The sequence below is a fragment of the Xanthomonas arboricola genome, from assembly GCF_002940665.1.
Taxonomy (GTDB): Bacteria; Pseudomonadota; Gammaproteobacteria; order Xanthomonadales; family Xanthomonadaceae; genus Xanthomonas; species Xanthomonas arboricola_B.
On the sequence record NZ_MIGY01000001.1, the window covers coordinates 1,178,261 to 1,200,990 of the forward strand.

General features: G+C 63.2%; 32 protein-coding genes and 1 pseudogene. 32 read left to right on the forward strand and 1 reads right to left on the reverse strand.

The window, feature by feature from the left end; all coding sequences use genetic code 11:
* The first annotated feature begins 21 nt into the window (after positions 1 to 21).
* The 16 genes and pseudogenes from XarjCFBP7645_RS05115 (at position 22) to XarjCFBP7645_RS05195 (ending at position 14,086) form a co-directional block, all read left to right on the forward strand.
* Positions 22 to 912 carry a baseplate assembly protein gene (locus tag XarjCFBP7645_RS05115; protein ID WP_016904173.1) on the forward strand — a complete coding sequence of 297 codons (891 nt, stop codon included), beginning with the start codon at positions 22 to 24 and terminating at the stop codon, positions 910 to 912.
* A pseudogene (locus tag XarjCFBP7645_RS05120) lies at positions 905 to 1,447 on the forward strand (phage tail protein I); the annotation flags it as partial. The gene XarjCFBP7645_RS05115 and the pseudogene XarjCFBP7645_RS05120, both read left to right, overlap by 8 nt.
* A 108-nt stretch (positions 1,448 to 1,555) precedes the next feature.
* Positions 1,556 to 2,758, forward strand: coding sequence for a phage tail protein (locus XarjCFBP7645_RS05125; RefSeq protein ID WP_104536446.1), 1,203 nt, complete (start codon positions 1,556 to 1,558; stop codon positions 2,756 to 2,758).
* A gap of 1 nt (position 2,759) precedes the next feature.
* The gene (locus XarjCFBP7645_RS05130) at positions 2,760 to 2,987 is read left to right on the forward strand and encodes a hypothetical protein (RefSeq protein ID WP_181126180.1); all 228 of its coding nucleotides are present in this window, start codon (positions 2,760 to 2,762) and stop codon (positions 2,985 to 2,987) included.
* Positions 2,988 to 3,065: 78 nt separating this feature from the next.
* Complete coding sequence (locus XarjCFBP7645_RS05135; protein ID WP_047129474.1) at positions 3,066 to 3,629, forward strand: phage baseplate assembly protein V; 564 nt, start codon at positions 3,066 to 3,068, stop codon at positions 3,627 to 3,629.
* Positions 3,626 to 3,985, forward strand: coding sequence for a GPW/gp25 family protein (locus XarjCFBP7645_RS05140; RefSeq protein WP_047129475.1), 360 nt, complete (start codon positions 3,626 to 3,628; stop codon positions 3,983 to 3,985). Before XarjCFBP7645_RS05135 ends, XarjCFBP7645_RS05140 begins: the two co-directional genes overlap by 4 nt.
* A gap of 11 nt (positions 3,986 to 3,996) precedes the next feature.
* Positions 3,997 to 5,163: a phage tail sheath protein gene (locus XarjCFBP7645_RS05145; protein ID WP_047129476.1), complete on the forward strand. Its 1,167-nt coding sequence runs from the start codon at positions 3,997 to 3,999 to the stop codon at positions 5,161 to 5,163.
* A 30-nt stretch (positions 5,164 to 5,193) separates the two neighbouring features.
* A complete protein-coding gene (locus XarjCFBP7645_RS05150) occupies positions 5,194 to 5,703 on the forward strand; it encodes a phage major tail tube protein (protein ID WP_006450505.1) in 510 nt (169 codons plus the stop codon).
* A 45-nt stretch (positions 5,704 to 5,748) separates the two neighbouring features.
* Positions 5,749 to 6,051, forward strand: coding sequence for a phage tail assembly protein (locus XarjCFBP7645_RS05155; protein WP_023904844.1), 303 nt, complete (start codon positions 5,749 to 5,751; stop codon positions 6,049 to 6,051).
* A gap of 8 nt (positions 6,052 to 6,059) precedes the next feature.
* Positions 6,060 to 6,173, forward strand: coding sequence for a GpE family phage tail protein (locus XarjCFBP7645_RS05160; protein WP_005922203.1), 114 nt, complete (start codon positions 6,060 to 6,062; stop codon positions 6,171 to 6,173).
* A 29-nt stretch (positions 6,174 to 6,202) separates the two neighbouring features.
* Positions 6,203 to 9,739 carry a phage tail tape measure protein gene (locus tag XarjCFBP7645_RS05165; RefSeq protein WP_230608589.1) on the forward strand — a complete coding sequence of 1,179 codons (3,537 nt, stop codon included), beginning with the start codon at positions 6,203 to 6,205 and terminating at the stop codon, positions 9,737 to 9,739.
* Between the two features lie 12 nt (positions 9,740 to 9,751).
* Complete coding sequence (locus tag XarjCFBP7645_RS05175; RefSeq protein WP_016905066.1) at positions 9,752 to 10,153, forward strand: phage tail protein; 402 nt, start codon at positions 9,752 to 9,754, stop codon at positions 10,151 to 10,153.
* Complete coding sequence (locus XarjCFBP7645_RS05180) at positions 10,150 to 11,136, forward strand: phage late control D family protein (protein ID WP_039408404.1); 987 nt, start codon at positions 10,150 to 10,152, stop codon at positions 11,134 to 11,136. The genes XarjCFBP7645_RS05175 and XarjCFBP7645_RS05180 overlap by 4 nt, the downstream gene beginning before the upstream one ends.
* 347 nt (positions 11,137 to 11,483) lie before the next feature.
* Positions 11,484 to 12,512, forward strand: a complete 1,029-nt coding sequence (locus XarjCFBP7645_RS05185; RefSeq protein ID WP_039408406.1) for a radical SAM protein — start codon at positions 11,484 to 11,486, stop codon at positions 12,510 to 12,512.
* Positions 12,509 to 13,555 carry a hypothetical protein gene (locus XarjCFBP7645_RS05190; protein WP_139052483.1) on the forward strand — a complete coding sequence of 349 codons (1,047 nt, stop codon included), beginning with the start codon at positions 12,509 to 12,511 and terminating at the stop codon, positions 13,553 to 13,555. The genes XarjCFBP7645_RS05185 and XarjCFBP7645_RS05190 overlap by 4 nt, the downstream gene beginning before the upstream one ends.
* 12 nt (positions 13,556 to 13,567) lie before the next feature.
* A complete protein-coding gene (locus XarjCFBP7645_RS05195) occupies positions 13,568 to 14,086 on the forward strand; it encodes a hypothetical protein (RefSeq protein ID WP_104536449.1) in 519 nt (172 codons plus the stop codon).
* A 155-nt stretch (positions 14,087 to 14,241) separates the two neighbouring features.
* On the opposite strand, the gene XarjCFBP7645_RS05200 is transcribed toward XarjCFBP7645_RS05195, so the two are convergent.
* Positions 14,242 to 14,679: a helix-turn-helix domain-containing protein gene (locus XarjCFBP7645_RS05200; protein WP_039408420.1), complete on the reverse strand. Its 438-nt coding sequence runs from the start codon at positions 14,677 to 14,679 to the stop codon at positions 14,242 to 14,244.
* Between the two features lie 89 nt (positions 14,680 to 14,768).
* Here XarjCFBP7645_RS05200 and XarjCFBP7645_RS05205 point away from each other — a divergent pair, with 89 nt between their 5' ends.
* From XarjCFBP7645_RS05205 to XarjCFBP7645_RS05280, 16 genes are all read left to right on the forward strand, one after another.
* Positions 14,769 to 15,008 carry a DNA-binding protein gene (locus XarjCFBP7645_RS05205; protein ID WP_223571140.1) on the forward strand — a complete coding sequence of 80 codons (240 nt, stop codon included), beginning with the start codon at positions 14,769 to 14,771 and terminating at the stop codon, positions 15,006 to 15,008.
* A gap of 2 nt (positions 15,009 to 15,010) precedes the next feature.
* Positions 15,011 to 15,331 carry an ogr/Delta-like zinc finger family protein gene (locus tag XarjCFBP7645_RS05210; RefSeq protein ID WP_039408425.1) on the forward strand — a complete coding sequence of 107 codons (321 nt, stop codon included), beginning with the start codon at positions 15,011 to 15,013 and terminating at the stop codon, positions 15,329 to 15,331.
* A 10-nt stretch (positions 15,332 to 15,341) separates the two neighbouring features.
* Positions 15,342 to 15,620, forward strand: a complete 279-nt coding sequence (locus tag XarjCFBP7645_RS05215; RefSeq protein WP_039408428.1) for a hypothetical protein — start codon at positions 15,342 to 15,344, stop codon at positions 15,618 to 15,620.
* A complete protein-coding gene (locus XarjCFBP7645_RS22075; RefSeq protein ID WP_039408433.1) occupies positions 15,617 to 15,829 on the forward strand; it encodes a hypothetical protein in 213 nt (70 codons plus the stop codon). Before XarjCFBP7645_RS05215 ends, XarjCFBP7645_RS22075 begins: the two co-directional genes overlap by 4 nt.
* A 9-nt stretch (positions 15,830 to 15,838) precedes the next feature.
* Positions 15,839 to 18,535 carry a toprim domain-containing protein gene (locus XarjCFBP7645_RS05225; protein WP_047127459.1) on the forward strand — a complete coding sequence of 899 codons (2,697 nt, stop codon included), beginning with the start codon at positions 15,839 to 15,841 and terminating at the stop codon, positions 18,533 to 18,535.
* Between the two features lie 323 nt (positions 18,536 to 18,858).
* On the forward strand, positions 18,859 to 19,077 hold the full coding sequence (locus XarjCFBP7645_RS05230) for a hypothetical protein (protein WP_039408439.1): 219 nt from the start codon (positions 18,859 to 18,861) through the stop codon (positions 19,075 to 19,077).
* Positions 19,074 to 19,361, forward strand: coding sequence for a hypothetical protein (locus XarjCFBP7645_RS05235; RefSeq protein WP_039408442.1), 288 nt, complete (start codon positions 19,074 to 19,076; stop codon positions 19,359 to 19,361). The genes XarjCFBP7645_RS05230 and XarjCFBP7645_RS05235 overlap by 4 nt, the downstream gene beginning before the upstream one ends.
* Complete coding sequence (locus tag XarjCFBP7645_RS05240) at positions 19,361 to 19,633, forward strand: hypothetical protein (protein ID WP_039408445.1); 273 nt, start codon at positions 19,361 to 19,363, stop codon at positions 19,631 to 19,633. Before XarjCFBP7645_RS05235 ends, XarjCFBP7645_RS05240 begins: the two co-directional genes overlap by 1 nt.
* Positions 19,634 to 19,711: 78 nt before the next feature.
* Positions 19,712 to 20,137 carry a hypothetical protein gene (locus tag XarjCFBP7645_RS05245; RefSeq protein WP_039408449.1) on the forward strand — a complete coding sequence of 142 codons (426 nt, stop codon included), beginning with the start codon at positions 19,712 to 19,714 and terminating at the stop codon, positions 20,135 to 20,137.
* Positions 20,130 to 20,312, forward strand: a complete 183-nt coding sequence (locus tag XarjCFBP7645_RS05250) for a hypothetical protein (RefSeq protein ID WP_039408452.1) — start codon at positions 20,130 to 20,132, stop codon at positions 20,310 to 20,312. Before XarjCFBP7645_RS05245 ends, XarjCFBP7645_RS05250 begins: the two co-directional genes overlap by 8 nt.
* The gene (locus XarjCFBP7645_RS05255; RefSeq protein ID WP_039408458.1) at positions 20,305 to 20,577 is read left to right on the forward strand and encodes a hypothetical protein; all 273 of its coding nucleotides are present in this window, start codon (positions 20,305 to 20,307) and stop codon (positions 20,575 to 20,577) included. Before XarjCFBP7645_RS05250 ends, XarjCFBP7645_RS05255 begins: the two co-directional genes overlap by 8 nt.
* The gene (locus XarjCFBP7645_RS21625; RefSeq protein ID WP_047126755.1) at positions 20,574 to 20,798 is read left to right on the forward strand and encodes a hypothetical protein; all 225 of its coding nucleotides are present in this window, start codon (positions 20,574 to 20,576) and stop codon (positions 20,796 to 20,798) included. The genes XarjCFBP7645_RS05255 and XarjCFBP7645_RS21625 overlap by 4 nt, the downstream gene beginning before the upstream one ends.
* Positions 20,795 to 21,067, forward strand: a complete 273-nt coding sequence (locus XarjCFBP7645_RS05265) for a hypothetical protein (protein ID WP_039408463.1) — start codon at positions 20,795 to 20,797, stop codon at positions 21,065 to 21,067. The genes XarjCFBP7645_RS21625 and XarjCFBP7645_RS05265 overlap by 4 nt, the downstream gene beginning before the upstream one ends.
* Positions 21,064 to 21,273, forward strand: a complete 210-nt coding sequence (locus XarjCFBP7645_RS21870; protein WP_039408465.1) for a DUF7696 family protein — start codon at positions 21,064 to 21,066, stop codon at positions 21,271 to 21,273. The genes XarjCFBP7645_RS05265 and XarjCFBP7645_RS21870 overlap by 4 nt, the downstream gene beginning before the upstream one ends.
* Positions 21,270 to 21,494 carry a hypothetical protein gene (locus XarjCFBP7645_RS05275; RefSeq protein ID WP_047127460.1) on the forward strand — a complete coding sequence of 75 codons (225 nt, stop codon included), beginning with the start codon at positions 21,270 to 21,272 and terminating at the stop codon, positions 21,492 to 21,494. Before XarjCFBP7645_RS21870 ends, XarjCFBP7645_RS05275 begins: the two co-directional genes overlap by 4 nt.
* Positions 21,494 to 22,681, forward strand: coding sequence for a site-specific integrase (locus tag XarjCFBP7645_RS05280; protein ID WP_047129478.1), 1,188 nt, complete (start codon positions 21,494 to 21,496; stop codon positions 22,679 to 22,681). Before XarjCFBP7645_RS05275 ends, XarjCFBP7645_RS05280 begins: the two co-directional genes overlap by 1 nt.
* The last annotated feature ends 49 nt before the right edge of the window (positions 22,682 to 22,730 follow it).

Genomic DNA, 22,730 nt, shown 5'->3' on the forward strand with positions numbered 1-22,730 from the left:
TCCTCTCTTTCTTTCCGAGCAATGGCATCTTTCACCGCAGTCGATCTATCGAAACTTCAAGCTCCAGACCTGATCGAAGCTCTGGACTTCGAGACGATCTTCGCTGATGCATTCGCACAGTTTCGTCGGCTCATGCCGGAGTTCTCCGCGCTCACGGAAGCCGACCCGGTCTACAAGCTCCTGCAGCTGTTTGCCGCCCGTGAGCTGCTGATCCGCCAGCGTGCTAATGACAAGGCACAGCAAACCATGCTGGCCTTCGCCACCGGTACCAACCTCGATCACCTCGGCGCGCTGTTCGGCGTCGCTCGCTTGGTGCTGGACCCCGGTCAACCCGACGCCGGCGTCGCGCCGGCCTTTGAGACCGACGTGGACTTCCGCCGCCGCATCCAGCTGGCGCCCGAGGGCTTCAGCGTTGCCGGCCCAGAAGGCGCGTACATCTATCACGCGCTCAGTGCTGCCGCCGATGTCATGGACGCCAGCGCGACCAGCCCCGCACCTGGGCAAGTGCTGGTCACCGTGCAATCGCGCACCGGCGATGGCACCGCGCCGCAGGCACTGCTCGATCAAGTGGCCGCCATGCTCACCGATGACGACGTGCGGCCCATGACAGACGAAGTCGCGGTGCAGAGCGCTCAGATCGTCCCGTACGCCATTCGTGGGCGCATCTACACCTATGCCGGGCCTGACTCAGCGGTAGTCATGCGCGAAGCACTGCGCAGCCTTCAGGCCTATCTCGCCGAAGCGCACCGCATCGGCCGCGACGTTCCGGAATCCGCCATCAAGGCCAAGCTGTTCGCCGATGGCGTGCAACGCATCGAGCTGGACTCGCCTGCAGCCGACATTCGGATCAGCCGCACGCAGGCCGCCTACTGCACCGCGATCGACATCGTGCACGCCGGCATCGATGAGTAATTCACCGCTGCCGCCCAACGCCACGCCGATGGAGCGCGCCCTGGCCGCCGTCACCGAGCGTCTGGAAGCGATCCCGCTGCCGTATCCAGACCTGTGGAACCCGGACACGTGCCCGGCCGGTCATCTGCCGTGGCTGGCGTGGACGCTATCGGTCGACGACTGGAAGGCCGACTGGAGCGATGCGGTCAAGCGCTCGCGCCTGCGCAGCGCCATGGCAATCCAGCGTCGCAAGGGCACCGCCAACAGCGTCCGCATGGTGGTCGCCTCTTTCGGGGGGGCAGTGACCATCCGCGAGTGGTGGCAGCAGCAGCCTCGGGGCCAGCCGCACACCTTCGAGCTGACGCTCACGCTCAACGGGTCCGATGGGCAAGCTGCAAGCGCTCGATTTGTCGATGAGGTCATCGCCGAGGTCGAGCGCACCAAACCCGTTCGCTCGCACTTTGGATTCGTGCAGGGGCTGCAAGCCACCGGCAACGTCTCGCTGGTCAGCGGTATTCGCATCATCAACTACCGCCGTCTGTCGATGACGGCGCGGGGATTCGGCTTCGTGCAGGGGCTGCAAGCCACCGGCAACGTTTCGCTGGTCAGCGGTATTCGCATCATCAACTACCGCCGTCTGTCGATGACGGCTCAGGGATAAACCATGGCACTACAACTGGTCCTCACCACCGCTGGTCGCGCGGCGCTGATCAACGCCGAGAAGAATGGCACCAACGCCGTCAAGGTGGCCAGCATCGGCTTCACTGCGGCGGCATTCGCTGCAACGGAAGACCTGAAGAGCGTCCCGAGTCAGCACCTGGCGCTCTCCAGTATCTCTGGCGGCACGACGTCGTCCACCACCATCCACGTCACCGTCAACGACACCAGCCGGGCGACCTACGAGGTACGCGGGTTTGGACTGTATCTGGAAAATGGCACGCTACTGGGTAGCTACTCCCAGCCCGATCTCATCATGGAGAAGGCGGCCGCCTCGGACCTGCTGATGTCGGCCGACATCCTGTTTTCAGGGGTTACCGTGTCTTCGGTCACGTTCGGCAACGCCAACTTCACCAACCCGGCCGCGACCACCGAGAAGGAAGGCATTGTCGAACTTGCCACGCGAGCAGAAGCGATTGCAGGCGTGGACCCACAACGTGCCGTCACACCGGACGCATTGAAAGCCGCGATCGATAGCCGCAGTGGGTGTGCGCGCTTTGAGGCGTCCGGCACCTTTGTTGTTCCGGCAGGAGTAACGGCGATCTACGTCAGCGGCTGTGCCGGCGGTGGTGGCGGCGGCGGCGGCGGAACGCGCGCCGAGAAGTCCAATGGGACGGGGGTCTACACCGCGACCGGCGGTGGCGGCGGAGGTGCAGGCCAGTCCATCCAGCGCGTGCGTTTTGCGGTCACGCCTGGGGTCAGCCATCCCATCGTCATCGGTGCCGGCGGATCGGCTGGGACAGGCTCAAGGACAGACGGTGCATCTGGAGCCGCTGGTAGTGCGGGGGGCGCAACGGTCATTGGCAACCTCATCACCCTGGCCGGAGGCCAGGGCGGCGGCGGGCTGACGGGCGCCAATCAGGTCGGCGGCGCTGCTGGCGGAGATGGCTATCCGGCGGGCGGCGACTCGGCATCTATCGCCGCGGTTTCGCCCTATGGCCCCGCCGGCACCGGTGGTTCCTGCGCGTTTGGCGGCGGCGGACCGGGCGGGCGGAGTGCTGGCGAAACGACATCGGCCAGTCGTAAAGGCTATGGCTTTGGTGCAGGCGGCGGCGGTGGGGGCGGCGTGTCCAACGGCTCCACCGCCGCGACGTTTGGCAAGGATGGTTCCACCGGGTGCCCCGGCTTCGCTTTTATTGAGTGGTGCTGAGATGACGATTGGACGTTACGCGATGATCCAAGCCGGGACCGACGTGGTGGTCAACATCATCGTTTCCGATAGCGCCTTCACCATTGACGGTTTCGAGTTCCGCGCACTCCAAGACAAGACCGTGTGCGAGCCTGGCATGTACTTCAATCGTGACGATGGGCTGTACTACTTCGACGCGCAGTTCACCCAGCGCGAAGTCATCGCACCTGAGCCGCCTGCGAATTTGTAGCACTGCTGCACCGCGTAGATCACGCAGTTACAGCACAACTGCGGTGTCATCCTGCACGCGCGCGACGACCATGACTGCATGGGCAACGCATCCTCCGCATTGAGTAACGCCATTCGCCTCGGCACCGTTGCCGAGGTGAATCTCGCCACCGCGCGATGCCGCGTGCAGGTCGGGGAGATGCTGACCGACTATCTGCCCTGGGTGGTCACACTGGCGGGTAGCACGATCATCTGGTCGGCGCCGACGATCGGCGAACAAGTCGTAGTGCTGTCGCCCGCTGGCGACCTGGCCGATGGCGTAGTGCTACGGGGCTTGTACTCCGACCAATTCGCAGCGCCTGCAGCATCCGACACGCTCCACGTGCTGGGCTTTGCCGATGGCGCGCAGATCCATTACGACACCGACGCGCATGCGCTGCAGGCCACGCTACCCAGCGGCGGCACCGCCTCCATTACCGCCGATGGCGGTATCACGCTCAATGGCCCGCTGACCGTCAACGGCAAGACGATGCTCAACGGTGATGCCACCATCACCGGTACCGCGACTGCGACCGCCGATGTCATTGGCGGCGGGATCAGTCTCAAGAACCACAAGACCACCGGTGTGACCGCCGGCAGCGCGCTCAGCGGTGGCCCGCGGTGATCGGCGTCGATGCCACCACCGGCCGTGTGATCGAGGGCGAGCAGCACCTGGCCCAATCGATCGCCTGCATCCTCACCACGCCCATCGGAACGCGTGAGCAGCGCCGAGACTTCGGCTCGCTACTGCCGGAGCTCATCGACCAGCCGTTCAACGGTGCCACCCGCACGCTGCTCTACGGCGCCACCGCCACCGCATTGATGCGCTGGGAGCCGCGCCTGCGCCTGACTCGCGTCGACCTGGTCATCGGCGATGTGCCTGGCAGCTTCGTGCTGACCATCGATGGCGAACGCACCGACGTTGCTCCCGCCAATGCGCGCTCGCGCATGACCATCCCGCTCCGCTTCCGCTCTTCCTGATCGAGGAACCTATGTCTACTACCTACCACCACGGCGTTCGCGTCATCGAAGTCAGCGCAGGTACGCGCGTCATCCGCACTGTCTCCACCGCGATCGTCGGCCTGGTCGCTACGGCGTCCGATGCGGACGAGAAGATCTTTCCGCTCAACAAGGCCGTGCTGGTCACCGACGTGCTGGGTGCCATCGCCAGTGCCGGCACCAAGGGCACCTTGCGCGACACCCTGCAGGGCATCGCTGACCAGACCAACCCGGTAACAGTCGTGGTGCGCGTGGCCGAAGGCGAAGACGCGGAGAAGACCTCGTCCAACGTCATCGGCAAGGCAGAGTCCAGCGGCTACACCGGCCTGTATGCACTGCTCGCAGCACAAGCGCAGCTGGGCGTGCGCCCGCGCATCTTGGGGGCGCCTGGTCTGGACACACTGCCGGTCGCCAAGGCGCTGGCGACCATCGCCAAGAAGCTGCGGGCAATGGCCTATGTGCGGCCGGTCGCCGAAACCGTGGCCGATGCCATCACCTACCGAGGGCAGTTCGGCGATCGTGAGTTGATGTTGATCTGGCCGGACTTCCTGGCCTTCGACACCGCCACCAGCACCACGACAGCGGCCTATGCCACTGCACGTGCGCTCGGCCTGCGCGCGAAGATCGACACCGAACAGGGCTGGCATAAGAGCCTATCCAATGTGCCTGTGGCCGGCGTCACCGGCATCTCCAAGGATGTGCATTGGGATCTGCAGGATCCGGCTACCGATGCTGGTTTGCTTAACGAGGGCGACATCACCACGTTGGTCAACTTCAACGGGCAACGCTTCTGGGGGTCACGCACGTGCGCGGAGGACAACATGTTCGCCTTCGAGACGGCCACGCGCACCGCGCAGGTGCTGGCCGACACCATCGCCGAGGGCGTGGCGTTCTACGTCGACAAGCCGATGCATCCCTCGATTGTCAAAGACGTCATCGAGACGATCAACGCCAAGTTCCGCGACCTGAAGGCATCCGGCTACCTGATCGATGCCACCGCCTGGTTCGACGGCACCGTCAACAGCGCTACCACGCTCGCCGATGGCGCGCTGCGCATCGACTACGACTACACGCCGGTGCCCCCGCTGGAGAACCTGCAGCTGTACCAGAAGATCACCACTAGCTACCTGGCCGACTTCGCCGAACGCGTCAACGCGTAACGCACCCGCCTTAGATTCCCGGAGAAACCCATGGCTTTGCCCAAGAAACTCAAAGCGCTCAACCTGTTCAACAACGGTGAGAGCTATCTCGGCCAGGTGGTCGAAGTGAAGCTGCCCACGCTGTCCCGAAAGATGGAGGAATATCGCGGCGGCGGTATGAACGGCCCGGTCGACATCGACTTCGGCCAGGAGAAGATCGAGCTCGAATGGAAGTGCGGCGGCATGATGCGCAGCGTGCTGAATCAGTACGGCGCCACCACGCACAACGCCGTGCAGCTGCGCTTTGCCGGCGCCTACCAGCGCGACGACAGCGGCGCGGTGGATGCCGTGGAATTTGTGGTGCGCGGCCGTCACAAAGAGATTGATCCCGGTACCGGTAAGTCCGGCGACGACACCGAGTTCTCCGTCAAGACCTCCGCCAGCTATTACAAGCTGATGATCAATGGCTCCACGGTGATTGAGATCGATCTGATGAACATGATCGAGATCGTCAACGGCGTGGATCTGCTTGCCCCGCATCGCCGTGCCATCGGCGCCTGACCCTTCCGGCCTGGCGCCGCCAGGCCTCAGCCCTGAGACCTTCCGATGACACCGACCTTTTCCCCAGCCATTCCCCTCGACCAGCCCATCGCGCGCGGCGAGCAGACCATCACCGACCTCAAGGTGCGCAAGCCCGGCGCAGGCGAACTGCGCGGCCTCAAGCTCACCGACGTGCTACAGCTGGATGTCACCGCGCTTGCAACACTGCTGCCGCGCATTTCCTCGCCCACGTTGACCACCGCCGACGTCAATGCGATGGATCCGGCCGACCTGCTGGCGGTAGGCCAGGAGGTACAGGTTTTTTTCTTGCCGAAGGCCCAGAGGGAAGCGGATTTCCCGACTGCGTAGAGGATGCGATGGCCGACATCGCGGCCATTTTCCATTGGCCGCCGTCTGAAATGGACGGCTGGTCGCTGCACGAACTCACGGCGTGGCGCGAGCGTGCCCGCCTGCGAAGCGGAGCCGAATGATGCCCCACCCAACGAACGAGGCCGCCTAAATGGCGGCCTCTGACAATCTGCGCCTGCAGGTCATCCTGGCCGCCGTCGACCGCGCCACCGGCCCGTTCCGCCGCGTGCTCAATGGCAGCCGTGGCGTTGCCACCGCACTGCGCAATCAGCGCGACGCGCTGCGTCAACTCAACAGCCAGCACCGCGACATCGGCGCATATCGCGAACAGGTGGCGTTGGCACAGCGCGCCAAGGCCGCGCTCGATGCGCAGCGCCAATCGGTGCGCACGCTTGCCCAACAGATCAAGGCCACCGGCACGCCCACCGCTGCCATGAATGCCGAGTTTGAGCGCGCCGTTCGTACCGCACGCGAACTCAAGACCGCACACGGCGCGCAGGAAGCCGGCCTGCAGCGCCTGCGTGGTCGTCTGGAGACGGCCGGAATCAGCACCCGCGAGCTGGTCACGCATGAGCGCCGTTTGCGCAGCGAGATCGACAGCACCAGCGCCGCCATGCGCGCCCAGCAGCAGCGGCTGGTGGCGATCGACGCCGCACAGCGTCGCACCGCCCGGATCCAGAGCGCTGGCCTGCAGGCGAGCGCCTATGGCGCCGGCATGGCCTTCGCCGGCCAGCGCGCACTGGGCGCCTCGGTGCTGCCGATTAGCGATGCGATGGAGTTTGAATCGGCCATGGCTGACGTGCGCAAGGTCGTGGACTTCAAGACGCCGCAGCAGTTCCTGCAGATGGGCCGCGATGTCGAGAACCTCTCGATGCGTTTGCCGATGCTGCCGGCCGAGATTGCCAAGATCGTGGCGGCCGCCGGCCAGGCCGCCATCCCGCGCCAGGAGTTGGTCCGCTTCGCCGAGGACGCGGCCAAGATGGGCGTGGCTTTCGACAGCAGCGCCGAGGAAGCCGGCCAAACCATGGCCACCTGGCGCACCGCTTTCCGGATGGGCCAGGACGAGGTCGTCGTGTTGGCCGACAAGATCAACTACCTCGGCAACACCGGCCCGGCCAGCGTCAACAAGATCAGCGCGGTGGTGAACCGCATTGGTGCCCTGGGCGAGGTCGCCGGCCTGCAGAGCGGGCCACTGGCAGCGTTGGGCGCCACCGTCGCCGGTATGGGCATCGAGTCGGAAGTCTCGGCCACCGGCATCAAGAACATGCTGCTCACCCTGGCCTCGGGTGAGTCGGCCACAAAGAGCCAGCGCGAGGCCTTCGACAAGCTGGGCATCAAGGCCACGACCATGGCCAAGGTCATGCAGAAGGACGCAGGCGGGGCAATCTTGTCGGTGCTGCAGAAGTTGCGCGCACTGCCCAAAGCCGAGCAGGCCGCAACGATGACGCAGCTGTTTGGCCGCGAGTCGATCGGCGCGATCGCGCCACTGCTGACCAATCTGGAGCTGCTGCAGGGCAACTTCGCCAAGGTCGCCGACGCGCAGCGCTATGGCGGCTCGATGTCGGCCGAGTACGCATCGCGGGTGGCCACCTCGGCCAACTCGCTGCAGCTGCTGAAGAACACCGCCGTGGTGGTGTCGCAATCGATCGGCCAGGCGCTGCTGCCACAGTTCAAGGCACTGACCGAGCGCACGGCTGCGGTGGTCGGCCAGGTCACGACGTGGATCCGCGCCAATCCGGTGCTGGTGGGTGCGATCGCCAAGACGGCGATCGCCGGCGCCGCGCTGGTCACGATCCTAGGCGGCTTGCTGGTGACCGGTGGGGTGGCCGCGATGGCGTTTTCGCAGATCCACAGCGCCGTGGCGCTGCTGTCGGGTGGTGGCGGCTTTGGTGCGCTGGTGCGTCAGGGGCTGGCGTTCGGCGGCCGCGTGCTGCCCATGCTCGCCAATGGCGCGCGCCTGCTGCTGCCGCTGCTCGGCGGGGTCAGCCTGCCGGTGGTGGCAATCGGCGCCGCCGTCGCTGCGGTGGCGCTGCTGGTGTGGAAGTACTGGGGGCCGATCAAGGCGTTCGCCATCGGGGTGTGGCAAGGCATCGTCGATGTGGCCGCACCGGTGCTGGCCGAGCTGCAGGCGGCACTCGCGCCCCTGGCGCCGGTGTGGGACACCGTGGCAGCAGCGATGGGCCAGGCCTGGACGTGGGTCAAGCAGCTGCTGATGCCGTTCGAGGCCACGACCGCGCAGTTGCACGGTGCAACTCAGGCCGGTCGCGGGTTCGGGCAGATCCTGGGCGCGGTGCTGGTCACCCAGCTGCAGCTGGCGGTCAAGGCGATCGGCTGGCTGGTGCAGGCCTTTGTGTTCGTGCTGCCGGTGGTCAAGCAGATCCTCGGCGGGGTCTGGCAAGCGGTCCAGGGCACCTGGTCGCTGATCGTAGGCGTGTTCACCGGTAACGGTGATCGCATCCGCCAGGGGCTGCTGCAGCTGTGGGCCGGCATCAACCTGCAGCTGGCCAACTGGCCGGCCAGGATGCTGCAGGCCGGCGCCGACATGACCAGCGGATTGATCAAGCCGTTCGCCTCTGTACTTCCGGTGATCAAGCAGATCCTCGGCGGCGTCTGGCAAACGGTCCAGGGCGCTTGGTCGCTGATCGTGGGCGGGTTCACCGGCAACGGCGATCGCATCCGCCGAGGGCTGCTGCAGCTGTGGAACGGCATCAACCTGCAGCTGGCCAACTGGCCAGCCAGGATGCTGCAGGCCGGCGCCGACATGACCAGCGGCTTGATCAAGCCATTCGCCTCTGTACTTCCGGTGATCAAGCAAATCCTCGGCGACGTATGGCAAACGGTCCAGGGCGCCTGGTCGCCGATCGTGGGCGTGTTCACAGGCAATGGCGATCGCATCCGCCAGGGACTGCTGCAGCTGTGGGCCGGCATCAACCTGCAGTTGGCGGACTGGCCGGCCAGGATGCTGCAGACCGGCGCGGACATGATCAGCGGCTTGCTCCAGCCGTTCCCGTCCGTGCTGCCGGTGATCAAGCAGATCCTCGGCGGCGTGTGGCAAACCGTCCAGGGCACGTGGTCGCTGATCGTGGGCGTGTTCACCGGCAACGGCGATCGCATCCGCCAGGGGCTGCTGCAGCTGTGGGCCGGCATCAACCTGCAGATGGCCAACTGGCCGGCCAGGATGCTGCAGGCTGGTGCGGACATGATCAACGGCCTTGTTCAAGGCATCCGCTCCAAGCTCGGCGCCGCCAGTAATGCGATCGCCAGCGTCGGCACCGGCGTGGTCGACCGCTTCAAGGGCTTGCTGGGCATCCACAGCCCCTCGCGCGTGTTCGCCCAGTTGGGCGACTTCACCATGCAAGGCCTGACCGTGGGCCTGCAGCGCGGCCAGGGCGCCCCTGTGCAGGCCGTCATGGCACTTGGCAACCGGATGCGTGCGGTGGGCGCCGGCCTGGCCTTGGCGACGGCCACACCGCCCGTGGCGGCGATAGACAGCCGGGCACCGCTGTCGGCCCCTGCCCGCGCGCCCAGCGCCGCCAGCGCGCCTGCAGGCGGTAACAGCTACGTCATCCACGTCCATGCCGCACCCGGCATGGATTCAACCGCACTGGCGCGCGAAGTCGCACGCCAGATCGAAGAGCGCGAACGGCGCGCAGTGGCCACCCGCCGTTCCAGCCTACGCGACGACTGAGGATCCACCCCGATGATGATGTCCTACGGCACGTTTGTGTTTGCCCTCGATAGCGCCGCCTATCTGCAGCTGCAGCGGCAAATGAGTTGGCGCCACCCCACCAGCGAGCGCGTCGGTGCGCGAGCGGCCAGCCAGTTCCTGGGCCCAGGCGATGAGACCATCGAGCTGTCGGGTCTGATCGCGCCGGACCTGACGGGCACGCGGACCTCGCTGGACACGTTGCGCACGCTAGCTGCCGCCGGCGAGCCGTTGCCGCTGGTGGATGGGACAGGCTTGGTCTACGGGCCGTATGTGCTGCTGTCGGTCAATGAGACGGCCTCGCTGTTCTTCCCGGATGGCACGCCACGCCGGGTCGAGTTCCAACTGAGCCTGCGCCGTGCAGACGACGTTGCGCCGGAGGCGACCGCCGCATGAACTACCCGATTCCGCAGTGGCGCGTCGTGCTGGATGGCACCGACCTCACCGAGCGCATCGCACCGCGTCTGCTCGATCTCACCCTCACCGAATGCCGTGGCGGCGAAGCCGATCAACTGGATCTGCGCATCCACGACCACGACGGCAAGATGGCGCTGCCCAAACGCGGAGTGCGCCTAGCGGTTGCACTGGGCTGGAAAGCCACCGGCCTGGTCGACAAAGGCACCTTCATCGTGGACGAGGTGGAGTACAGCGGCGCACCTGACATCATCACCGTGCGCGCGCGCAGCGCAGATCTGACTGCCGACATGCGCACACGACGAGAGCGCAGCTGGCACAACACCACGCTGGGTGCAGTGCTCAACACGCTCGCCGGCGAGCATGGACTGACCCCGCGCGTGGCCGAGGTACTGGCGCGCACCAAGTTGCCGCATCTCGACCAGGCCAACGAGAGCGACATGAATCTGCTCACTCGCCTGGGGCAGCGCTTCGATGCGGTCGCCACAGTGAAGGCAGGTGCATTGGTGTTTGCTCCGATCGGCGCCGGCACCACGGCGACCGGCAAACCGCTGCCGACTGTCACCCTGACGCGGCGTGATGGCGATCAACACCGCTACTCCGTAGCCGACCGCGATGCCTACACCGGCGTGCGCGCGTACTGGGTGGACAAGGGCAAGGCGCGGCGGCAGTCGGTGCTGGTTGGCACAGACGACAACGCCAAGCGCCTGCGCGAGTCGTATGCCGATGAGGCAACTGCACGCCAGCACGCGCACGCGGAGCTGGAGCGGGTGAAGCGTGGCGTGGCGAAGTTCGACTACACGCTGGCGATCGGGCGAGCGGATCTGTTCCCAGAGCATATCGTCACGGTGAGCGGCTTCAGGCCGGAGATTGATAGGCAGCGCTGGCTGATTGCAAAGACCACCCACGCCATCAACGGCTCAAGCGGTTTCACTACTTCGCTTGTGTTGGAGAGCACACCTTGAACCTTCGTGTATATCAACGTGCGGCATCCATACTAGCATCGCTACTTCTACAGATAAATTTTCTTACGGTCCCGTTCCCTTTCACAGCGACCTATCCCCCAGCACATGTAGGAATTCTCTGATGGTCAGCTAGACGAAGGACGTTTAGCCTTGGTCATCGACGTCGTGCGACTAGGAGAATGACAAGCAGATCGCAATAAGAACAGCGCACCAGAAACTCTAAAATCTGCTGAAAATAGGGCTCCTGGTCAATTATCTTTTCGTGTCGGAGTCGATCGACTGAACCTGCGCAGCTAATGAAAAGAGCTATGCGGACAGCCCGACCGGGAAAAAAACGGAGAATCCAGATGGACCTGTGCACAACGTTGTTGCCGAAAACCCTTACTTTCATCACCACGTACCGATGCACTGCAGCCTGCACGCAGTGCTGTTTTGAAAGCAGCCCCAAGGTCAAAGGACGACTTAGTCGTGACGAGATGATTCGGGCACTTCACGATGTAAAGAATCGCTTTAAGTCGCTGCGTGTCGTGGTGTTCACGGGCGGCGAAGCGACCTTGCTCAAAGATGACCTGATTGCCGTCATCGCCGAGGCTACCTCTCTGGGTTTGGTCACGCGTATCGTCTCCAATGGCTCTTGGGGAAAAACGAAGACCACGGCCAAGCGCTTGGCTGACAAGTTAGCCGGCGCAGGCTTGTGCGAGTTAAACATCAGCACCGGCAAGGACCACCAAGAGTGGGTTCCACAGGAATCAGTCGTCAACGCAGTGGAGGCGGCATTTAATGCTGGTGTACTTACTTTGGTGACGGTCGAAGCTGACACCGCCGACAGCGCAAAACTGGCAGCGCTTATGAAAGACCCAACCTTGACGACCCTCCGATCAAGGGGAGTGATTGTCCAATCCAATAGTTGGATGTCGTTCAAGGCCACTGGCGAGGAGCGAGACCACGCGCTTACAACGGGACGACGTGCCACACCATGCGAACAGATTCACAGCAACATTGTCGTCACGCCGTACGGCGAGGTCTCGGCGTGCTGTGGGCTGACGTTGGAGCACATTCCCGAAATGAAGTTGGGAACAATGCATGAGGGTGTTTCCGACACATATCTACTACAGCGTGATGACTTCCTCAAATACTGGCTGCGCATGGACGGCCCGGGGGAAATCGTGCGCAAGGTTATGGGCGATGAGCGCGCTGATGAATTGCTGTCCGATTCTGTACATATCTGCCAGGACTGTGCCGTGCTGCACAAGAACCCCGAGATTCGCGAGCGAATTGCTGCTACTTACGAGCAATTCGTTCCAGAGGTGATGAGCCGCTACGCGCTCACCTCAGCTATCGATCAACTTGTCGAACAAAAGGAGTGTGGACGGTGAAGCGACGGAAGTTCATTCAGTCAAGTCTTGTAGCCGGTGCCGCTGCTGCTGCTCCCGTGGGCGCGGCAGCGATCGAAGGCACAGCAAGGGTGTTTGGCGAGCCCGCAAGCCTAACCGGTGGCACCGCCAATGCCACGGTTACCAAGATGCTGCTTCCGCTGTCGCGGGGAGGCATGCCAGCAGAAGGATGGGACCGCTGGTCGCGCTTGTCCGCCTCCGTTGTTCAAATGTTCTCAGACCCGGCGCAGCGCGAGGTGTTCAACTCGAACCCACAGAAATTTTTGTCCACGGTAGGGTACGATGCCCGAGCGCTTGACGCACCAACCCTATCCCTGCTCGTTGCGCTTTCAGCACCAGAAGTCCAGAGCGCAGTCCACGAAAAGGACTATGCATCGCTGCTCAGCTATCTTCATGTTTCCGGAGCGCTGGATAGGCCAAAGCCGGATGCGCTTACCCAACAGATGGCCAAGGTCCTGTCTACGAACCTTGGGATCATCAAGGAATCCTTGGGGCTGGCCCCAGATTCACCACTGACGGGCGAAATCGTCCAGAAGTTCGTTTCAACCGGCAACGCTTCGCCGTCGACGGCTGACCTGGCCGCGATCGGTAACATTGCCGAGTTAGTGCGTGTAGCACCGGGTCAGGCAGTTGTTGGGGCGTTCGCGCTAGCTGTGGCAGCGGTAGAGGCGGCAGTGGGTGTGCACGCCGTAGCCGTCCTGTTCACTGCTATTACATTTGTCAACAGCGTGTCGGTAACTGGCCAGAGACCGATGGATCAAGTGGCTGAAATGTCAGCGTTCACAGGGCAGATGAGTCGCTTAGATCCTGAGATCTGCGAAAGTTGCAGCGTTGCGCAGCGCGCTGCTGCAATGCTGGGCGCTCCTGCGTTGTATTCGGAGCACGCGAAGTTGGTCATCCGAAACGAAGTGGCGGCGTTCCTGCGCGCCATGCAGCAAGTGGGCCTGATTTCATATGAGGAACACGCATTTCCCACTATCGTCGATGCTGTTTATGAATATGGCATGCGCACGATTGCAGCATAGGAGAAATTAAACATGAATTGCGATATCCCACTGCACTTGGCCGATGGCAAGACATATCTTGCGATCTTCGGTCCGTTCGTGCTTGTCATGGGGCTCGTGGCATATATGCTCTATGCCGGCAAAGCGCCAACTCCATCAAAAAAGGCTGCTTTGGCGGCGGTTCTCCTAGTCAATATTGGAGCTGCGTCATTCTTCATCTGGCAGGCACGTAGCGCTCAAGTTACTGTCGGTGACGACAGCCTTACACTGCGCGTTGGGACGGAGAGGGTGATCGTGCCGTTGAGCGCCCTGCGCTTGGACGAAGCATTGGATGCAACATCCATTCGCTTCCCCCTACGCAAGTTCGGCACCAGCCTGCCGGGAATGCACACTGGCTGGTTCCGAAAAGAGGGAGGCGGTGACGCATTTCTACTGCGCTCTTCGGAGCCCTCGACGCTCGTCCCGACCTCCAGTCAATTCGACGTGGTCATTCCCACCGTGGCCTACGAACAAGTACGTCAGTGCGCATCTGCCCCCAGAGCAGCGCAGTAGGTTCTCTAACTGGATGATTGCTGATCAGCCGGCGGCCTTCCGCCGGCTTTTTTATGACAGCCGCTTTGCTTAGCGAAATCAATCATTAAACGTCTGCCGCTGGTTGCCGATAACGCACTCTTTTGCGAGGACCAGCTGTCCTATCTGTAACTCGATCAGGACTTCTTTTTTTTGCGCCCGCCAACATTGATTTGTATGTGGCTTTGATCGACGATCGCTGTCGTCGAAACCGCTTGGCCCACGTCGCTGTTGTCGAACGACAGGACTGGGCCAGCCCCTGTATTGGAAGACGAGGCATCGCTTACCAAGCCCAATGCCGCAAGCACAGCGTTGCGAGCAGCCGGTGCTGCATCTTTGAACGCAGACAGCAGGAGCCTATCAGCAGGGTCCAACTGCGCCCGATGTCCAGACAGCACGTACATGACATCAACGCCACGGTCTAGCGCGGCCAGTAGATAAGCTCCGCCGGGCAGATTGATGTCTTTCTCGAAGTTCAGTTGCGCGTAGCGCGTGAGGCCAAGTTGCACAGCCATCTCGTCCTGCGTCAGGCCAAGTCGCTTGCGCTCTTCCTTCAGGCGTTTCCCTACCGTCATTACAGGCATTTCCTTACTTGACAATGTTAAGTTAAGTCCACAAAATTCCCAAAAGTAGACGGAACCACCACATGCCCCGGAAGAGTCAAATGCAGCAGTTCACGCCCCGCAGCCCGGAACAGGCGCGGCAGTGGCTCGAAGCAAATGGCATCACGGTCTCGGCATTCGCCAGGCAGAACGGCGTGGATCGGTCGATCGTGCATGACCTGCTCCGTGGCCGTTCTCAAGGCAAATATGGCGAGTCTCACAAGGCGGCGATCGCCCTAGGCCTCAAGGCACCACCCAATAGTGCCACAGAAATCCCAACCGCTAAGAGCTCAAGGGGGTGAGCATGTTTGGTCGGAAAAAAATCGTGTTTCGCTGCGAAGCGTGCAGTGCACGTCTCATCAAGCGCACCAGCGTCCTCGCACACAAGTTCCTCCGGCATGACTCTTACGTGTGCGAGAACCCGATGTGTGGTGCGACCTACACAGGCCATTCGGAGTTGACTGGGATTGCCAGCCCCAGCGGGGTGCCCACATCACACAGCGAGCTTCCACCAACACCGGCGTATCAGCGCGCCCAAGCGCTGCAGGCCTACCGCGAATCGCTAGGCGACCGCCAGCTGGATTTGCTTCCCGTCGGCGGCGAGCAGTTCTTCCCTCACCTCTGAGGCATCCCTAATGCGAAAGACCATTGATTGGGCGGCATTGCCGCCCACGGCGAAGCTTTGCCTGGAAGTTGCGCTCATCCACGGCGGCTTGTTGAAGACCGAGCACGGCTACATCGGCCGCACTGCTGCGCCGGAGACAAGTCAGCGCTTCGGCGCAGTTCTAGTTGCGGCGCTCATGCGCGAAGGCCTTGCCACCTCTGACGCCTTCGATGAGCGACTTGTCGCGCTGACCGACGCCGCGGCGGCTTTGTTCCATCTCCAACACGCAAACATTGAGGTCGGCTCGTGATGCACGCCAATAGCTGGTTCACCGCACAGGAGCCGCGATTCGTAGATGCGGCCAGCAATGTCCCGCAGCGCATAGCACCGCACGCCAAGCACGAAGAAGCACGACTGCTCGCTGCTGCCGTTGACGCGCACCGCCGGGCCGGCGGCGCTTACGTCGTGATCGACAACGCCACAGCTCCGCTCGCGCCTCGGCGCTCGCTCGGCGTCTAAGGAAGTTCGATGCAAGAGGATCTGCGGCAACAGGTGCTGTCCCGGCTGGAACGGGATTACGGACTCAAGCACCGTAGTGGTACCGAGTACATGCGCGGCGGCAAGTGCCCGTCGTGCGGCAAGAAAGAGCTTTACACCAACCATCTCAAGCCTTGGGTGGTGAAGTGCGGCCGCCAATCCAAGTGCGGGCGCGAGCTGCACGTCAAGGATCTCTACGACGACCTGTTCGACGACTGGTCCAAGCGCTTCCAGCCAACGGCTGCGGCTCCCAACGCTGCGGCCGATGCATACCTGCAGTTCTCGCGTGGCTTTGACCTGGCACCGCTGAAGGGCCTCTACACCCAGGACAGCCACTACGATCGCAAGATCAGCGCGGGCACTGCGACTGTGCGCTTTGCGCTGGTCAAGGGCGGCTGGTGGGAGCGCCTGATTGATCGTCCGCATCGCTTTGGCAAGCAGAAGGCGCGCTTTGCGCCAGGCCAGAGCTATGCGGGGGTGTGGTGGGCGGCGCCTGCATCGCTGACAGCGATGCAGACGGCGCGCGAGGTGTGGATCGTCGAGGGCATCTTCGATGCGATCGCGCTCCTGCAGCACGGCGTGTGTGCAGTGTCGGCCATGTCCTCCAACGCTTTTCCGGAAGAATCGCTGCGCGAGCTGGCGAAGGCACGCATGGCCGATCTTCCGACGCTCGTGTGGGCACTGGACAACGAGCCAGGCGCCCGTGCCTACACGCACAAGCACATCAAGCGCGCAGCGGCGCTGGGCTTCGACTCGCGGGCCGTGCAGATCCTGCAGCGCGACGGCAAGAAGACCGACTGGAACGACCTGCATCTGCGCGCGATCGCGTCCGACGATCCCAAGCAATGGGATAACGACGTCAAGGAAGCTCGCTACCAGGGCGACCTGCTCGTGGCCCGTACGGCGGTGGACAAAGGTCTATTGATGTTCGAGCACGACGGCCGCAACGACTTCTGGCTGGAATATCGCTCCCGCCTGTACTGGTTCGATTTCGACACGCAGCGCTTCGACAAGCTGCGCAAGGAGAAGCTGGGCGACATCGATGCCGACGACGGCGACGAGGTTGCTGCCGAGGATCTGAGGAAGATCAAGCGCGCCGCCTGTTCGGTGCAGAAGATCGCCAACTGCTACCCGGAGGCGCTGTACTTCCAGCGGCAGGAGGTCACGGACGAGAGCTGGTACTACTTCCGCGTCGATTTCCCGCACGACGAGCCCAGCGTAAAGGGCACCTTTACCGGTGGCCATGTCTCCAGCGCGTCCGAATTCAAAAAGCGCCTTATCTCTCTGGCGGCCGGCGCGATGTTCACCGGTACCGGCCACCAGTTGGACCGCCTGATCGAGGAGCAGACCGAGGCCATCAAGAAGGTCGACGCCATCGACTTCGTGGGCTACAGCAAGGAACACCGCGCCTATCTGCTCGGCGATATGGCCGTGCGCGACGGTGAGCTGGTGACGGCCAACGAAGAGGACTACTTCGAGTTCGACAAGCTGCGCTTGAAGACCACGCAGAAGTCCATCCGGTTGGAGATTCAGCGCGACGCCGAGGCATTCCGTGTGGACTGGCTGCCGTGGCTATGGCAGTGCTTCGGCACGCACGGCATGGTCGCCATGACGTTCTGGTTTGGCTCGTTGTTCGCGGAGCAGATCCGTGCCGGGCACAAGAGCTTTCCGTTCCTTGAAGCCACTGGTGAGGCCGGTGCCGGCAAGACCACGCTGCTGACGTTCCTGTGGAAGCTGCTGGGCCGCTCGGACTACGAGGGCTTCGACCCGGCCAAGTCGTCCAAGGCCGGCCGTGCGCGCGCCATGGGCCAGGTGTCCGGCATGCCCGTCGTCCTGCTGGAGGCCGACCGCAGCGAGCCTGACAAAGCGCACTCCAAGACGTTCGAGTGGGATGAGCTGAAAGACTTTTTCGGCGGCGGCACCCTGGCAACCCGTGGCGTGCGCAACGGCGGCAACGAGACCTACGAGCCGCCGTTTCGCGGCACGATCGTGATCACCCAGAACGCCGCGGTGGACGCCAGCGAGGCGATCCTCACGCGCATCGTGAAGCTGCACTTCAAACGACCGCAGGTCACCACCGAAAGCCGCATCGCGGCCGACAACCTCAACGCGCTGCAGGTCGAAGAAGTCAGCCATTTCCTTGTGCGTGCCATCCGCCAGGAACGCGCCATCCTCGATCTGTTCGCCGAACGCGTAAAGGTCTTCGAGGCCAAGCTGCGCGCGCAGCAGGATCTGCGCCTGGAACGCGTCATCAAGAACCACGCTCAGATGCTGGCGCTGTTCGACTGCCTGCGCCTGGTCATCACCATCCCTGACGACATGGTCGAGCAGACACGGCTCGCGCTGTTGGAAATGGCCCTGGAACGGCAGAAGGCGATTAGTGCGGACCACGCGATGGTCAACGAGTTCTGGGAGGTCTACGAATACCTCGAAGCCACCGGACACGGCAAAGCTGTGGTCAACCACAGCCGCGACGCGCAGCGCATTGCGATCAACCTCAATCACTTCGCTGCGCGGGCCGCGCAGTTCAGTCAGTCCGTGCCCGATCTAAAGGTGCTACGTGCGCTGCTCGGCGACTCGCGCCGGCACAAGTTCATCGGCGCGAACGTGGCGGTCAACAGCGCCGTCCTCAAGGACGATCTGACCGGCGTCGGCACCACCGTGAAGTGCTGGGTGTTTTCCAAATGAGCGCACTCGCACATGTGGGAAATTTTGAGAAATTTTCGTTGACATCTGCCCAGGAGCGGAGCAACCATTACCGCGTCGCCGCAAAATCGGCGACCGGGATTGGCGTCCCGTACTTACACGGCGCAACAGCGCCCATCGATCGATGCTCGGCGCTTTTTTCTCGCCCGGCGTACGCTCGGGCGCGTGCCTGCCAGTTCTATGGCGGGCGGTGCGTGGGGGCCGCAAGGCCCGCCGGTTCCGTGTATCCGGTACGCCAACCCGCACCGTCCGCCACCCCGATTGGCGTCGGGGCGGCGGATTTCTGTCAAAGCACGGAGTTCCGCATGTCCTACGACGCTCAAGAAGCGCCGGCTAATGCCGCGCGTCAGATCGCCCATTACTTCGGCCTGATCGCCGACACCCTCGATTGGAACCACACCGCCTGGCTCGCCCTGCAGGCGAAGCTGCAGGCTATGGGCAAGGCGCCCGAGGCGCTGACGTTGGCCGATGTCGAGGCCGCCATTTCCAGCACCAATGCCGACCTGGCAGAGGTGCGCCAGTGAGCCGCCGCGACCTGCATAAAGCGCTGCGCGTCGCTCCCGGCGTCTACCTGCTCCTGCAGATCCGGGCGACCGACGTCCTGGCCGAACTGTACGCCGACAGCCTGCATGATCGCCCACCGGTCATGTTCGCCTGCAGCGCGATCGAAAAGGCTTCCGAGTTGTTCCTGGTCAATGACGGCACTGGCCTGGCCATTGGCTCGTTGCACGTTGTGATGCCGGAAGCCGAGGCCGCCGCGCTGCAGGAATGGGTAATCGATCGCATGCCCACATTGGAGGTGGCTTGATGGACGCTGCTGACCGGAACGTACAGCTGCCGGCGGACGCCGATTTCTCGATCAACGAAGAGGAGCAATACCGCCTCTGGCGCGCGTACCACGCGGCCGCGTTGCTCGCGGCGCTGACCAATGATGTCGCGATCGAGGCAGGCATCAATCACGACGGACCGGCAGCAGTGGCCGAGTACATCCGCCACGAACTACTTGATGTGCTCAATGGCGCGCAGCGTCTGCGTGAGCCTGATCCCAGCATCCCGCCATCCGGCGCCGACCTGATCTAACCCCGCAACAGCGGGCCTTGGGGCGGTGCTGTCACACCGCCCCAAGGCCCTCCACCAACGCAACTCAGGAGAGTCGATATGCAACAGCACACTGGAACACGTCCAGCCACGGCAGCACGTCCGTTGGTTTTGAGCACCGGACCTGGCGCGGAGGCTAGCACGCCGGCCGTCGTCGCCTACGATCGCGGCATGGGTGACTGCTCGGCGACCATCACCATGCACGTCACGCATGGTGCGGTTGTGGTCACTGCCACCCTGGACATGGGACCACTTCGCCAGGAGCGTCAGTCCTGGGAGCGGCGTCGCGGCACAGGCACTGGCTGGAAACTCATCGACGGCCCCCGCCTATGGACAACGGCGGAAGACCGGATCAGCACAGAGTTGGCCGAGTTCATGGACGGCCTGGACTTCCCCTTCGACCTGGCCAACATGCTGCCGCGCCGGCCGACTGCCGCTGCCGCCGCCGCTGTGGCCCAGGCCGCGCAGGAGGTGGCGCATGGTTGAGTTGCTCGCTTTGGCGATGATCCTGGCGCCGGCCGCCGGCGGCGCGCTGGTCTACAAGCTGTGGGCCTCGCGCCGTCCACGCCTCACGCAGACCGGCCTAGCTGTTGGACAGGTGCCGCAGCGCCTGCGTCGCCGCACCCGCATGGCTGTGCGGCGGGAGGCTGCTCATGGCTGAGTCCGTCATCCTTCTCGGCCCGCAGGGCAGCTGCAAATCGCTCAACGCCGAGGTGCTGTGTCAGCAACTCGGCCTGCAGGAGGTCATCGAACTAGACGATTTGTTGTTCACGTTCCGAGCTGATCGGCTGGAACCTTTCGGGCAGCTGATCCTGACCTGCGACGAACAGCAGGCGCATACGTGGTCGGTACGCTGGGGCTTGCGTCTCATGCGTGTCGCAGAAGCCCGCGCCCAGCTCGGTGCCGCATGGAGGACGCAGCCATGAACCTGCAGCGCACGATCGAAATTGCCCGCGCTGCCGCGCGTATGGGAGAGCCTGGCACCTTGTCCACCGGGGAGGCGCTGACCGCCGCTCTGGTGCTGAATCGTGCCGATTGGCTGGCCGAGATGGACTACACCATTGCCCAGGCGCTGGACCGGATCGACTCCGACACCGTGCAGCATCTCCGGGACGCCGAGCGCGTGCTGCGCCTGGAGGTACCGTGACGCAACGTCAGGTCGACCACGATAGTCCTCTGCCGCCCTGCAAGAACGGCCACCTGGCTCGCCATATGCTCGATGCCCGCCGCCCCGAGGCGGGCGGCGGGCACTTCATCGAGTGCGTGTGTGGGCGCACGCACAAGCATCCCAGCTACGAGCTGGCCATGATCGAATGGCGCCGAGCGCATCGGATCCGCGCACCACGCCAGCCACGTCACTGCGCCCCAAACGTCGTGCAGCTCGGTCTGCGCTTCACTGGCACGCGCCAGCGATGATCGAGGGCGCGAATATGGAAGGGTTTCGCAGGGCTTGCGAGGCGCGCCACTGGCTTCGGCAGGGCTACGTGGATGCAGCCAAGGTGCGAGAGCTCCGGCTCCGCATCGCGGCCCAGCGCGGCTACGCCGCGGCTGACTTGCTCGTGGAGGAAATGCGCGAGCAATGGCGGCACAGGCGGGAGTGGACCAAGGAGCAAGATGCATGAGCGGAGGTGTACTGACATTTGAGGATCTGCGGCGCCTATGCGCGCCAGTTGGCCCCTCCCCTCGTGCAGCTACCGTGGTGCGTTGGGCCAACGATCAGGGCATCCGTTACAAGTACGACGGTCGAGGTGGGATCTGGACAACGCTAGATGCGCTCAATGCCGCCCTTGGGTTGCAGCAAGACAACGACACCGAGATGGATACAGAACAGGAGCTGATGTAATGGCACGAGGCCGCAAGCGCAAATTCAATCCACTCATACCGGCACACATTGACCAGGCCGCGCTCCCGCGCGGCCTGTATTGGGAGGATGGCCGGTGGTACGTCGTCGAGCCGCATCCCGAAGGCGGGGCCACACGAAAGCAAACCGTGGCGTACGCTGGAGCTCGTCTATCGGAATTGCATGGAATCGTTGAGGAACGTGCAGGTAGGGGCACGCGCGGCACGTTGCGCTATCTCTTCGATCGCTTTCACGAGTCGTTGGAGTTCAAGGAACTGGCAACCGACACGCAAGATGACTACCGGCGTTATGCCGACTCCATTGCCAGCTATCTCCGCAAAGACGGATCAAAGTTGGGCTCGGTGCAGGTGGATCGAATCACCACCCCCGTGGTCCAACGACTCGTGGAAGTCTTCGCGATGGGGCGGCCAGCCAACCGTTACCAACCCGCGCTTCCAGCGACGCCGAGTAAGGCAAATCACCTTCACCGCTATTTACGTCGCACACTCGCGTGGGGCGTGCGCGTGGGCCTATGCAGATCGAACCCAGCCATCGGCGTGAGGCAAGCACGCGAAGCAAAGAAACACCGGATGCCAACGCCGGCCGCGTTCGACAAGGTGCTGACCTTCGCAAGAGAGCGCGGCTCCCTTCCGCCGCATACAAAAGGCAGCTGCCCGAGCTATCTCGCGCCAGTCATGGTGCTCGCGTATAGCGCGCGCTTACGCGGCATCGAGGTGTGCACACTCAACGACACACATAAGCAGCCAACGGGCATCCATGCTCAACGACGCAAGGGATCACGCGACACGCTTACCGAGTGGGATCCAGAGATGATCGAAGCGTGGGATTTCCTCGTAGTACGACGAACAGCCATATGGGCCAAAAACGGTCGAAATTTTGCAGTCCCGATCAAGGCTGAGGATCGGCGCCTACTTGTTGAACAGACCGGTAATCCGATGGCTAAGTCATCGCTTGATAGCGCCTGGCAGCGATTCATCACGCTCGCAATGAAAGACGGGATCATTTCGAAGCAGGAGCGCTTCTCGTTGCATGGCCTAAAGCATCGCGGCATTACCGATACAGTGGGTAACCGGGGCGACAAACAAGACGCTGCAGGGCACGTGACACCAGCAACGACAGGCCGTTATGACCATGCGCTGCCGGTGGTAAAACCGCCAAAGCGCAGCTAATTTTCCCGGCAATTTTCCCGGTTGCCTCAACTCAGGGCGCTTGGCAGGA